Raw genomic sequence first — 14,463 nt, forward strand, 5'->3', positions numbered from 1 at the left:
AAACTTGATTTCATGGGTTTATATGATAGGATTTTGGATGAGGCAAGGCTCTATTAAGATTAAGAATAGGAGGTTGGGTATGCAAGAAAATACATTGATAGCCTCGGATTTCAGGTTTTCAATTAATCTCCCTGAAGACGCTATCGCTTCCTGGCATCAAGAACTTGAGGTAATGTACATCTTGCAGGGAACTGGGGTACTACAGTTGGATGACAATCAGTTTACCTATGAAGTTCAGCAGGATGACATTATTGTATTGAATAGCTACCAACTGCACGCTTTAAATATGAAAGGTTCGGGCAAGGCGCTATCGCTGTTTATCTCGCCGGCATTTTTGGCAGCTTTTTGTCCTGAGATTGAAAGTATAATTATAGAGTGTAAGTCTTTTCTATACCCTAAGGACGAACAAGCTCGCTTTAATGTAATCCGAAGTGAGTTCGCCAGTGTATTCCAGGCCTATTACAAAAACGAATCTCGTTTACCTATACTAATGCGTAGTCGTGTAGGTGTACTGCTGAACAGTCTAGTGCATACTTTTCTTGAGCAGAACAAGCAGAAGGATCCCTCCAAATCCTCAAGTAAGGAAAGATTGCGCAAAGCAACCGACTATCTCCACCGACATTATCGGGAAAATATTACTCTGAGTGGACTAGCCTCTACTATCTATTTAAGTAGCTCCTACCTGTCCCATTTATTTCAGAAACAGCTTGGCCTTACTTTTACTGCCTACCTTACAAATGTCAGACTGAGTCAGGCAGTGGCACTTCTTCGTAGTGAAAGAACGATCACGGACATCGCCTCAGAAGTTGGATTTCCAAGTACCAACGCTTTGATCGACGCCTTCAAACGGCGCTTTGGTGTTACACCAGGGCAATACCGTCTAGTAAATGAGCATGATGCGACAGATCCACAGGAGAACAGAATGGTCACAGCGGGATTTTCGACCGATTTCACTTCACTAATGCGGCATTTGCATCACAACGAGCACTCCATTGTCCAACCTCAGGTCAATGAGGGATATGATCTTCATGTGGACACTGGCCGTAAGATTCGGACGCTGAGTCATAACTGGCGGACGTTGATTAATGCAGGTTACGCCAAGGATCTGTTGAATGGCGCGGTACAGGCGCAAATACGAAAGCTGCAAAAGGAGATTGGCTTTCGCTATATGCGCTGCAAAGGTCTGTTAGACGATGACATGATGCTGTATGTCAGGAAAATGTCTGGTAGCGCAGATTATAACTTTGTTTATGTAGATGAGGTACTGGACTTCATGCTTTCAGTGGAGTTAAAGCCTTATGTTGAATTTAGTTATATGCCTTCTGCATTAGCGAGGGAAGCCGTGTTTCCATTTAAGAGGCCAAGCATCCTTTCTATGCCTGAGCATCTTGACAAATGGCTCGACCTTGTGACTTCCCTTGTTAGGCATTTCATTGATCGGTATGGGATTGAGTCCGTGCGGGAATGGAGGTTTGCTCCTTTCGTGAGTCCAGAGTTCTCAGGATATGGTGTGTTTACCATGGAAGAATACTGGGTGCTTTACCGTGAAACCAGCCACGCCATCCGTGCTATCGATCCGCAGCTACATATTGTTGGTCCAGGAAGCAACATTGATTCTAGTAATTTTATCAGCGAATTCCTAGTGTCTTGCAGTAAGGGGAATTGTTTGCCCGACTCTCTGGCTCTACGTGCTTATCACAGCATCTTACCGGGTCAGGAAGACACTGGTCTTCAGCTCATGGCAGAGGATGAAGCTTTTCCACTTGCGGTAAGCGGCGATGAACAGTTTATGAAACACGCGTTACATAAGGTCAAAAAGCTGTTGCGTCAACGTGGTTTCGCTAGTCTGCCTGTGATTCTTGAAGAGTGGAGTAATAACATATGGCAGCGTGATTTGTGTAATGATACCTCCTACAAATCTGCTTTTCTTTTCAAAAATATTCTGGAGAATTACGACCACTTTGAGGCTATGGGATACTGGTCGCTTAGTGACCATATGGAGGAGATTGTTCCTTCGTCGGATCTTTTTCATGGCGGGTTTGGTTTATTCACTCGCGGAGGTTTGCCCAAAAGCTGTTATCGGGCGCTGCAATTGTTGCGTTATGCAGGAAGCGGTCTGATAGCTGAAGGTGATGGGTATTTTATAACTTCCTCGAAAGGTGAAATACAGATATTTCTATATAATTATTGTCATTATGATACTCTATATCGCTACCGTCATACCACTCACTTGACTCAAACCGAACGTTACAACGTGTTCAATATACGCAATACCCGTCAGTATCACATTCGTCTAGACGGCTTAACGCCGGGTGTTTATACAGAGCGAAGGTACTCAGTAGGTCCGGCTGGGGGAAGCGCCTTTGATGAATGGTTGAATATGGGGGCACCTAAGGACATGCGTCCAGAAGAATGGTCTTATCTTGAAGGTCGGTCCCTGCCGTTATTTCAAATACGTTCGCTGCAAGTGACAGCAAATTTTGTGGTAAATGCTGTTGTACAACCACATGAGGTACAAGTGATTAGATTAACACGTTAAATAGAGAATAGTATAACAAGGATGACTTTAGTGTTGTCCTTTTTTGTTTTTTATATTGTATTTTTGCTCTCGACATCATTTTTGAAATCGCTTTCAATAATAATGATAAAAGAAGGATATAACAAAAGAAATAATGCGATATTTTTTCTGCAAACCCAAACCTATAATTGAGTTATGGCAACCAATACAAATCGCCGCAAATCATTTTACCATACAACATTTGAAAAGGAGTAATCATCATGGAACGGAAATATTCGCAACAGCTTCTTACATCGATGCTAGAAAGGCAACATGTAATTAATGAAAATGGACTGGATATCCTGATTAAGCCTATTCCTGAAACCGATGAGCCTGGCGTGCTGGATCCTCGCTTTTATCAAAGTATGGAGTCAATCTTAAAAGGCTTCAAGGGAATGCTGGTTAAGATGATGTTGAAAGGTAGCCGAAAGAAAAATATCCAAAAAAGTGCAGCTCAAATGCGCAAGATGATGAATGGCGTGAACAGCATTCCGATTACTGAAGGTGTTGATGTGAGGCATGCTACCGTTCAAAACGGTGATGTTGCTGTCCCGGTGCGAATTTACACTTCGCAGAAGAAGAGTGGAGAGTTGCAGCCAGTGTTCTATTACATCCACGGAGGCGGTTTCGTAGCAGGAGGACCCGAAGTAGTAGAGGAGATGTGCAAGCTTGTGGTTGCAAATACGGGCTGTGTATCGATTCAGGTTGATTACCGCTTAGCTCCGGAGAACCCATACCCCGCTGGGCTCGACGACTGTTATACCGTGTTGAAATGGATATATGCTCACGCCGAAGAATTTAATGGTGATCCGAATCGCATCTGTATTTCCGGTGATTCCGCAGGTGGGAATTTAGCCACGGTATGCGCAATGAAAGATCGGGATGAAGGAACGCAGATGGTAAAGGCACAGGCACTACTATATCCAAGCGTGGACGCAGCAGGTATGCAGGAACATATGCAGCGCAGAGATGTTTATGAAATATCCCCGTCTCAGGATAAAGAGATTCGTTCTATACTGAATTTGTTGAGCGGTGGTTTAGGAACTGTGGGCTTAGGCGAATATTTGGGCGTGTCCGATGATACAATCCCTTATGTGAGCCCGCTGCGAGGAGATCTGAAAGGGATGCCGCCTGTCATTATTTTGTTTGGCGAATATGATTTTTTGCGTATTGAAGATGATGCATATGCCTTAAAGCTGAAGGAGTCGGGCGTCCAAGTGAAAACGGTACGGTACAAAGGACTTTCTCACGGCTTTGCCGATCAGGTGGGGGTCACACCGCAAGCGGAAGATAGTTTGATTGAAATTGGGAATTTCATGCTGGAGATTGTGTAATAAATTATATTCAAAAGCCGCTCATTGCGGCTTTTTTTATTGTTCTGAAATTACTATTAAATCTTGTCATCAGGCACATTCATGCTACGGCTATATTGGAAGATTAGACCTGTCGTCATTCAAATGAGTGTTAACCACTCTACTGAATTATCTGGCTTAATATGCTAAGCTTTATATAGTAGAGCATTATACTGCTAGAGATCAGTGATTACCATAATAGGAGTGATATTTTGCAGACAAAGATCAACCTAGAAGGCGAATGGAAGTTGCAATTGGATGAGACAAAACAGGGACTAACCTTGCCTTTTACAGATGTTATCACACTGCCGGGAACAACGTCATACGCACGTAAAGGACCAAAGAACGAGGTAGTTTTAGTAAGCGCTCTAACCGATGAATATTTGTTTGAAGGGCAAGTCTGGTTCGCAAGAGAGGTATTCATTCCGGATGAGCTGGCCGGTAAGGCCTGCTATCTATTTTTGGAACGGACGAGACTTACGACGCTTTGGCTGGACAATACGGAGATCGGTAGCCGTAACAGTCTGAACACCCCGCATATATATGAATTGCCGAAGCTACAAGCTGGAATTCATACAATCACCGTCCGTGTGGACAATATCGATTACCCAACCAAAGGCGGACATTTGACTTCACAGGATACCCAAACCAACTGGAATGGAATTACCGGTCGTATGGAGCTTCAGTTCTATGGGGAATCGCAGCTTACTAATATCCGACTGGAGTCGAATCTGACTGAACGTACGGTTCGTATTACAGCAATTTTGGACAGCAACAGTGAAACTACGCTTGCGGTGTCTGCCCAAAGCTTCAATAGTGAAGAGACACACGCGGTGGACGAGCGTGAGTTTCCTGTTTCACCGGGGCTTTTTTCCGTCGATTATGTGCTAGGACAAAACGCGTTGCTCTGGAGTGAAGGCGCTCCCAATCTTTATAATATAACCCTTGTTTTGAAAGACAGGGATGGACATATTACTGACCAACAGGAGCTTATCTTTGGTTTGAAGGAATTCCGAGCGGAGGGCGACAAGTTTACAATCAACGGAGAGAAAACCTTTCTCCGCGGCAAACATGACGGCCTGATCTTCCCGCTCACCGGCTATGCCCCAACTGATGTCGAGGAATGGGTAAGAATCCTTGGCATTTCCAAGTCCTACGGTATCAATCATTATCGCTTCCATACCTGCTGTCCACCGGAGGCTGCATTTACCGCTGCGGATATGCTTGGGATCTATATGCAACCAGAACTTCCATTCTGGGGTACAATCACGGAAAAAACCGATGATGGCCATAATCAAGCAGAGCAGGATTATCTGATCAGTGAGGGTTATGCCATTCTCCAGGCCTTCGGCAATCATCCCTCCTTCGTGATGATGTCCCTTGGTAATGAGTTATGGGGCAGTAAAGCTAAGATTGATTCTTTCCTGAAGGACTATAAAGCGTTCGATAATCGGATTCTCTATACACAGGGCTCCAATAACCACCAATGGGTACCGGAAATTCTGGAACATGACGATTTCTTCAGTGGGGTACGCTTCTCCAGAGACCGACTATTTAGAGGCTCTTATGCCATGTGTGATGCACCACTAGGACATGTACAGACTGCCTTGCCGAGTACAATGAAGGATTATGATGATCAAATCGTACCTTTGGATCTCTTAGATGGAGAGAAGATCGAAGATACAGCTGGCGGTGAGATCCAGATTCAGTATGGTACCGAAGCCAAGACCGTGAAGGCAGATGAGGCATTCGGAGAATGGATACCGCATATTCCTGTTGTTTCGCATGAGATTGGACAATACGCAACCTATCCAAATTTTGAAGAGATCGAAAAATATAACGGACCACTCAAGGCCGAGAATTTCAAAATTTTCCGTGAACGCTTGGAAAGTAAGGGACTGGGGCATTTAGCCGCTAAATACTTCGAATGTTCAGGGCAGCTGGCCGTAGCCTGTTACAAAGAGGAACTCGAGGCGGCATTCCGCTCCCGGCGGCTTGCCGGCTTCCAGCTCCTGGATCTCCAGGATTTCAGCGGTCAGGGAACAGCATTAGTAGGTGTCCTCGACGCCTTTATGGATTCCAAAGGAATGATTAGCCCTGAGGAATGGCGAACCTTCTGTAATGATGCCGTTCTGCTGGCGAGATTTCCTAAGTATAACTATGTCTCCGGTGAACCGTTCGATGCTCATGTAGAGCTAAGCTGCTTCCGCAGCGGTTTGCCAGATACACTTGAATTACGTTGGGAACTGACTGTCGATAACGGTATTTTGGCAGAAGGGACAAGCGAGGTGAACGTTCCTGCAGGAACGAATTACATCAATATCTGCGATTTGGAAATAACGCTGCCTGTAGTTGACCGGATGAGTACAATCGTATTGTCTCTCTCGATACTGGGGACAGATATTCGTAAGAGCTACGATCTATGGATTTACCCAGAAAAGAGCGGCAATATGCTGGAAGGCATCCATGTATTCGACAAGCTGTCTAGTGATGCGCTTGCATTGCTGGAGCAAGGTGAGAGCGTGCTGCTGATGCCGAAACCGGAAACTCTCCAAAATGCTGTCGAAGGTTATTACTGCACAGATTTCTGGTGTTACCCAATGTTCCGCTCAATCTCAGAGAGCATGAACCGGCCAGTTCCTGTGGGTACCATGGGGCTGTTAATTGATAACAGCCATCCTGTATTCCACGAGTTCCCTACCGAGGAGTATTCAACATATCCATGGTGGAATATCGTTCAGCACTCAAAATCCATTATCATGGATGAAGCTGATCGAAGTTGGAATCCCGTGGTGCAGACCATCGACAATTTTGAAAGAAACCATAAGCTTAGTTTCCTCGTGGAATGCAGCGTAGGAGCAGGCAACTTACTAGTGTGCGCTTTAGATGCAGACAAGGTAAGCGATACGCCTGAAGGAAGACAGTTCTTATCAAGCCTTGCGGGTTACATGAAATCCGCAGCGTTCAAACCACAATACAAAGCAACTGTTAACGAGCTTCTTGAGTTAATCAAGTAGGGGTTTGCTAAGACTCTTCATTGTATTTCATATGGATGAACAGAACACAGGGACAGTGATTCTTAATATACGATGGACCGTTTAACAGCAGAGCAGCGATTCTCTAAGTTACGAGAGAACCGCTGCTCTTTTTGTGCTAGTCAGGAGGCAGACTTCAACTTCAACAGTGTAATCATCCTCTAGCTTGTGAGAGTTTCGGACTCCAGTGAACCTATTGCTCAGAAAGAGGCTCATTTACAGAGTTTTTTATGCGAATAGCGACTATAGGGTCCGTTAGCATTCCAAAAGTGTAATAATACTGCGCTTAGGGTCATCTCAGTCCGATAGGTGCTACGTCGTTGCAGGAGTTCTTGAATCTCAAACCAAGCAAAAGCAAAGGAGATCCCCAGTGGCCTTTCACGGCTTGAGGGAACTCCTTTTTCGCGTTCTACAAACGGCTTGGTTCTAGAATGGTTGTTTGTATTTAGCTGCAACTGCGCAGATTAACAAACGATTTCACAGGGTTAGGGGCCTTCGGAAATGATAACCCGATGCTATCATTGGTAATGAAGCTAGATGAATAGAATTGTAAGCGCATTAACCGATGGCGCCAGAGCCGTTCTTAGTCATGAACAGCGCCAAATTAAGCAGGATTTGGGGGAACGGGAGAAGACATGAAACAAATATTATTGAACGATCTAAAGTGGGAAGTCAAGGGGTACTGGCCTTGGGTGCCGTTAAAGGGCACCAGCATGGAGCTAGGGCAGGAATTGATGGGAGTTACAGACTGGATGCCAGCTACTGTGCCGGGTGGAGTTCATTATGATCTCTACAGACAGGGCTGGATTAGCAATCCTTATGAAGAGTTGAACAGCTTAAGCTGTGAATGGGTAGAGAACCGTTGGTGGGTTTACCGCACGACTTTGAAACATCCTGAGCTGAAGGCATCCCGAGTTGAACTGGTCTTTCAGGGGCTAGACTATGAAGCAGCTGTTTACGCCGACAATATCCTGTTGGGTGAACATAAGGGAATGTTCGAGCCTGCTGTATTTGATGTTACAGATCTCCTCTCGGAGCGGGAGAGTCTGGAAATCTCAGTGCTACTGAAGCAGGCACCGGATGAAATGGGTCAAATCGGCAAAACTTCGGCCACCTTTACGCAGAAGAGCCGTTTTAATTATAAATGGGATTTCTCCACCAGGTTAGTTAACGTCGGAATCTGGGATGATGTGGTACTGAGGGTTCACCGGGATTGTTCTTGGCAAGACGTGTCGATCACTACAGATGCGGACCTTGGTGAAAATGACGGGCAGGTGTCTGGTCGAATTTCTATTCAGGCAAGCATCAAACAGATGGCTGGTCCTGAACATACAGGAAGGCTGACAGCGAGCATCACTTGTTCTGATCCGAAGGGGAATCCGCTGCTGGTTCAGACGTACTCTGTTCTTGCGGGAGAAGTTGTGAACACGGAGCTCGAAATACCTGAACCTCAGCTATGGTATCCAAACGGTTACGGAGAACAACCGCTCTACAGCCTTGAGTTGAAGCTAATGGACGAAGACGATATGGAGCTCGATACACGAAGCTTACAGACAGGCATCCGCAAACTTAATTATATCCTTAATGAAGGAAGCCCTGACAACGCGCTACCTTATACGGTTGTGATCAACGGGTGCAAGATTTATATAAAAGGGGTAAATATGACACCCTTGGATCATCTCTACGGAAATGTGACGGTCGAACAGTATCAGCAGATGATCCATCTTATGAAAGCGGCACATATCAACCTCGTTCGGGTATGGGGCGGTGGAATCATTGAGAAGAAAGCGTTTTACGACTTATGTGATGTAAACGGCATTATGGTCTGGCAGGAGTTCATCCAATCGAGTTCTGGCATTGATAATATTCCATCCAAGCAGCCAGAGTTCCTGGAACTGCTGCGTAAGACGGCTTGCACCGCACTCTGCGACAAACGCAATCATGTATCACTAACGGTATGGAGCGGCGGAAATGAATTAATGAGTGAACCAAACAAGCCTTCAGACCTCAGTGATTCCAATCTGGCGATGCTAAAGGGGCTGGTAGAGCAGTATGATCCGCAGCGGCTCTTTCTGCCGACCTCGGCATCTGGTCCGGTGGAGTATATTACGGAAGCCAAGGGCCAGGGGCATGATGTTCATGGCTACTGGAAGTATATGGGCAACCCCTATCACTACGAATTATATGGCAGTAACGATAATCTGCTGCATAGCGAATTTGGTGTGGACGGTCTGAGTTCTCTCAAAAGCCTAGAGAAATTTCTGAATGAAGCCAACCAGCAGCCTGTCTCGATGGAGAACAGCGCCGTATGGAGACATCACGGGGAGTGGTGGGATACGCTAAGCCGTGAAGAAGAAATGTTCGGTAGCATGAATGATTTGAAGCAGTTCTCTGCTTGCAGCCAATGGATGCAGGCAGAAGGAATCCGCTTCGTGCTGGAGGCTAACCGTCGCCGCAAATTCCGGAACAGCGGCAGCATTGTCTGGCAGTTCAACGAGCCATGGCCGAATGTGTCTTGCACCAATCTTGTAGATTATTATGGTGAAACTAAAATGGCCTACCACTGGGTGAAACAAGCCTTCCGTCCGCAGCATGCTTCGCTAGATTATCGCAGCCTACTTTTAACGCCTGGTACTAGATTTCATGGAAATGTATTCGTGCATGGTGTGGATGGAGGCAAGGTAAAGGTTGATGCAGAAGTGCTAGATGCAACGGGCAGAAGCCTATATCGGCAAACCTTCGAGGCAGAAGGAGACAAAGATCGTGCTGTCTGTGTTGGGGAGTTGAATTTCAGCGTTCCTGAGCCTGAGGATCTATTATATTTTGTCAGATTGTCATTCCGGAACATTGAAGAAGAATCGCAGCAAAATTTATATGTGTTCTCTACCGCTAACCAACATCTTTATGCCCCAGCACTTGATCTCACAGGTGGCAACCTTCAGGTGCGTCAGGAAAGCTTATGGCAACCTACTGGTGTAGGAAAGATAAGTCACCAAGCTCACTTCACTCTCCATAATACTGGTAGTGAAGTACTGTTACATGTACATGCAGAGGAGAAGGGGGACCGCTACTGGATGGAAGCAGAAGAACAGTTCCTCACCCTTTTTCCAGGAGAAAAAAGGACGGTGACGGTTACTTGCACACCAAAACTGTCGGGAGGATTTCTGGCTGGGGAGAATTACTGTAGTACCGACGGTCTGCCAGAAATTAAATTTTGCTCGTTTCTGACAGCACATGGCGATACGATACCAGCAGATGGAGGAGAAGGAATTTATGAGTAAATCATTGTGTTTTGTACCGGAAAAATACGCTCCGCTAAGTCGTTTTATTCTGAGTGGTGGATCTGAGCCCATTGCTCTACCCGTTACTAGGGCTGTGGCCGATTACTTAAAAATGCACGATGCAGAACTACTGCTGGCCTGCTTGCGGAGCGGTGAATTAACTTATCACAAAGCCGGTTGGTCAACCCTGCGAGAGGATACAGTCGAGGCTGAAAACGCGGAAGGAACCCAGAATTCAGAGGAAGGAGTGTTCGTATTGGTCAGTCCGTTACTGATCAATACGCTTCCAGTAGTGTCACACTGGGATAACAGTGCTGCTGAGGGGAAAGGCGGCTTCCGTTATGGTGGGACCGACGGCATCGGGACCCTGAGGATGGACGAAGCTGGAGAGAAGGTTGTAGCTGAGCATGTACGGCTCTATAGTAACGATCCAGATAGCCCTTATGTATACAATACCGAAGATTATCAGTTGTTCGGCAGTAACGAAGGGGATAAAGCACTTAAAACCCCGCAATTTGAACGCTATATTGGTGACCGCTACAGTCTCTATGCAGTAGATGATTTAGTTGCCATCTCCTTGAGCGACCGTATCCTGAAGACCTTCGGGTATCCGGTGGTCTACCGTAATGAATCCGCTGACGATGGGGCTCTTTTAAGCAATGCGCCTGTGTTTCAGCTCATCAGCGGCAGTCTGTTAGTTACGAAGAACGGTCAGCATAGCCTTGCGTCCTATATTTTGCCGCCCAATTGGAGTGCGAAAAGTGTTAAGGGCTATCCGCTGTTATTCAACGGTTATTATGATGCCAATGAAAATACCTTCAGCACTGTAGGTCCCTCATTTCTGGAAATCATCGGAAAGACTCTAGCCAGCACTGGCAAAGGTGTTGTTGGTGTTCTCTGGAACGGTGGAGGTTACATCGGCAGCCGCTCCCTGCAAAGCTCCATTTACGCCGGCATTGGGGCGGCAATTGCCAGAGGCCAAGATAGCTATGGTGGTGATGCGGAGCAGGTTGTGGCCGTGGGTGGCTCACGCGGTGGGCTGACCGCGTTGCTAGCGGGAGGCAATCCTCTAAGGCTGCCGTACCGGGTGCGGTACACATTGTGTTATGCACCTCCGCTAATTCTGAATGGGCTTACCCGTGAGTTTGCGGAAGGGGCATGCCCGTTGATCTGGCACGTGGCAGAGGTGGACACCGGTTACCGGGATATCTGGAAGAAGGACTGGCGGCATCCTCAGACCGGAAGATCAGGTATCGAGACTCTGCTACAGACACTTACGGGAGCTGGTGACTCTGCAAGTCTGCGGGAAACGACCGGACTGGAATCCGATTTCTTCTTAGACGGTCTTAAAGCGAGCGGCACTAAGCTACTGATAAATCATGGCACGCATGATGCCTTTACCCTCAGTCGATTCAGCTTTACCTTCGCGGCCTTGGTCCGGAGTCGCGGCATTCCACTTCGCCATGAGATCGGCTACCGCTTCGGGCATAACAACTGCACGGACCTTTACGAGCAGGCTGCTCTGTGTCTAAAAGCTATACTACAGGAACAGGAGCTTGAATTCACGGGGACGGTGCATTATCGCAGACGCAGTTTAGCTGCGGGCGAGTGGGAGCAGACGGAACGTTTTGTTCCGGTTCATCAGCCAGTTTTTCTGGAGGCACCGAAGTTCGTAGCGGTGGGTAGTCCGGTGGCTTGGACTCTCTATGGAGAGCCGGGAATGGAATACCGCCTAGAGCTGGGAATCCTAGATCAGCAGGCTTGGGAACAGAAGCAGCAGGTAGTCCGTAATGAGTGCATTACCCTCGCGTCCGGTGTTTTACCTGACAAACAGCATCCTCTTGAACTCTGCTCGTGGCAGGATGGGGTAAGTCAACTCGCTGACGGGCAGCATGCGGGTTATTATCTCTATGAGTTATCTTACAGGCTAAAGGGTGAACAGGACTGGAACATAGTATCTCCATCCCGTGTGCCGCAGCCCGGCGTGGAGCCGCAGGCGGTACTCCGCATTTTGGAGGAGCAGCCCAATCCGGCGAGCGAAGCATTTCGCGCGGAAGCAGCAGTCCTATGCATTAGCTCAGGGCTAAGTGAGGCCTAAACAAAACGTCATACCATGAACATAAGCGGTGTACGACCATTCCGGTGCGTACATCGCTTTTTTTTTGAAATATAAGAAAGTATAAGGTTCATACCATACACAATCTTTTATATTTCTCGCATGATTGCTTGCCAGCAAAATAAGTAGCTTTACAAACGCTTTCGCAGGGTTACCGGATTTCGAGGTTTTGTAGGAAGCGCTATCATTTAAATATAACAACTATACAACGCCTGACCGGAGTGAATTCTTGGCTTCGGGAGGAAGGAAGGACAGGAGCATGATTGGAAAAACCACTGAACTAAATCCTTTAATGACTAAGAAAAAGAAAGGTTATCCTGTGCGGCGTCTATTTAGAGATTGGTCATCTTGGATATTAATTGTCCCTACGCTGTTTGCCTTTTTCTTTTTTTCCTGGCAGCCGCTGGTCAAGGGCATTGTGCTCTCATTTTTCAATACAGAGGGTTATAATGCCGTAAGCTTTGCCGGACTCCAGAATTACAAGGATGTGATACAGAACTCAGCATTTCAGCAGACACTGACCAACTCTTTCGTGTATGTGTTCTGGTCGCTGCTGATCGGTTTTGCTGTACCCATTATAGTCGCAGTTGTGATCAATGAGCTCAGGCATGGGAAATCGTTTTTCCGCTTTTCGGTCTTTTTTCCGAGCATGGTTCCCGGCATTGCTGCCTCGATGTTATGGATGTTTCTGTTTGAGCCTGGGAAGGGCGGCGTGCTGAATATTATGCTGAGCGCTCTGGGATTCCAGGTGCAGCAGTGGCTTCAGGACCCGGACATGACGATTATGCTGATTATTTTCACGATTACCTGGCGGAATTTCGGGGGAACGGTGCTGCTTTATCTAGCCAGTCTGCAAAGCATTAATCATGATCTGTACGAAGCGGCTTCCATCGACGGTGCGAATGTATGGCGGAGATTTAAAAGCATCACCATTCCGCAAATTTCCAGCATGATCGGATTGATGATGATTTTGCAGATTAGCGGTGTATTCCAGATTTTCAACGAGCCTCTAGTCATGACCGAGGGTGGGCCAAACAATGCTTCGATGACGTTGATGCTGCAAAGTTATTATTATGCGTTCCGAAGTTTTGAAGCAGGGCATTCCATGGCGCTGGGGGTTATTACTTTTCTTGTTCTGATGGTGCTAACTATTATTTATTTCCGGCTGGATAAGAAATTGAACAGGGAGTAGAAGCTATGAAAACAAAAGAAGCATTTGGTATTATCGGCAATATAGAATATAGATCACCTTGGGTGCGCGTGCTGTACTGGTGCATGTTCATTCTGATGATTGTGCTTGCCGCCGTCTGTATTCTGCCTCCGGTCTGGATTATGGTTTCGAGTCTTAAAGACATCAAAGAGTTTTATGCGATCCCGCCTACCCTGATTCCTCGCTCATTCAATGTAAGCAAGCTATGGGAGACCTGGCAGGAATTTAACTTTCTCAGTTACTATCTGAATACGGCTTACTTAGCTGTCGGTTCTGTACTGTTCTGTCTTACGTTTAACGGGCTGGCAGGATATTTTTTTTCTAAGCTGAAGCCTCGAGGGAGTGCACTGCTGTTTGCTCTGATCGTGTGGACCATGATGGTTCCGAATACAGTCGGTATGGTGCCGCTGTTCAAAAACCTGATTGATTTTCCACTGCTGCACTTGAATCTGACCAATACCTACTGGCCGATGTGGTTTATGGCTGCCGTGAATCCAGTGGTAATTCTGATCTTCAAGAACTTTTTTGATACCATCCCACTGGCGCTGCTGGAAGCGGCCAAAATTGACGGAGCGAGCACCATCGGCATTTTTATCAGGATAATCCTCCCGCTTAGCGGACCAGTTATGGCCACAATTACAATACTAACGATGAACAGTGTCTGGCAGGACTTCTTCTGGCCTTTTATGGTGCTGAAGGATAAATCGACCTGGTCGGTCATTGTGGCCATCTATAATCTGAAAGCGACTTTGCCACAGGACATTCAGTTTATTGCGCTGACGTTTGCGATTCTGCCGCCGATTATTCTGTTTGTTTTTTTCCAAAAGTACATTATGAACGGACAATCCATGGGCGGCAGCATTAAAGGGTAACATCACCCGATCACAAACCATTTCACAGTTTTGCCCCGTA

7 protein-coding genes are annotated in these 14,463 nt (G+C 46.6%); all 7 read left to right on the forward strand.

Going from position 1 to position 14,463, the window contains the following annotated elements:
- Nucleotides 1-79: 79 nt before the first annotated feature.
- The 7 genes from MKY19_RS15055 (at nt 80) to MKY19_RS15085 (ending at nt 14,423) form a co-directional block, all read left to right on the forward strand.
- Nucleotides 80-2,539, forward strand: coding sequence for a helix-turn-helix domain-containing protein (locus tag MKY19_RS15055; protein ID WP_042188335.1), 2,460 nt, complete (start codon nt 80-82; stop codon nt 2,537-2,539).
- Nucleotides 2,540-2,778: 239 nt separating this feature from the next.
- On the forward strand, nt 2,779-3,891 hold the full coding sequence (locus MKY19_RS15060) for an alpha/beta hydrolase (RefSeq protein WP_339795748.1): 1,113 nt from the start codon (nt 2,779-2,781) through the stop codon (nt 3,889-3,891).
- 230 nt (nt 3,892-4,121) lie between these two features.
- Nucleotides 4,122-6,926, forward strand: coding sequence for a glycoside hydrolase family 2 TIM barrel-domain containing protein (locus MKY19_RS15065; RefSeq protein ID WP_339795750.1), 2,805 nt, complete (start codon nt 4,122-4,124; stop codon nt 6,924-6,926).
- 653 nt (nt 6,927-7,579) lie between these two features.
- Nucleotides 7,580-10,225, forward strand: coding sequence for a glycoside hydrolase family 2 TIM barrel-domain containing protein (locus tag MKY19_RS15070; RefSeq protein ID WP_339795752.1), 2,646 nt, complete (start codon nt 7,580-7,582; stop codon nt 10,223-10,225).
- Nucleotides 10,218-12,323 (forward strand): hypothetical protein, encoded by a 2,106-nt coding sequence (locus MKY19_RS15075; protein ID WP_339795754.1) that lies wholly within the window; start codon nt 10,218-10,220, stop codon nt 12,321-12,323. Before MKY19_RS15070 ends, MKY19_RS15075 begins: the two co-directional genes overlap by 8 nt.
- 310 nt (nt 12,324-12,633) lie before the next feature.
- The gene (locus tag MKY19_RS15080; protein ID WP_339795756.1) at nt 12,634-13,533 is read left to right on the forward strand and encodes a sugar ABC transporter permease; all 900 of its coding nucleotides are present in this window, start codon (nt 12,634-12,636) and stop codon (nt 13,531-13,533) included.
- A 5-nt stretch (nt 13,534-13,538) separates the two neighbouring features.
- Nucleotides 13,539-14,423, forward strand: a complete 885-nt coding sequence (locus MKY19_RS15085) for a carbohydrate ABC transporter permease (protein WP_076286758.1) — start codon at nt 13,539-13,541, stop codon at nt 14,421-14,423.
- Nucleotides 14,424-14,463: the final 40 nt, after the last annotated feature.

It is taken from the genome of Paenibacillus sp. FSL R5-0744, assembly GCF_037972555.1.
Classification (GTDB): Bacteria; Bacillota; Bacilli; order Paenibacillales; family Paenibacillaceae; genus Paenibacillus_AQ.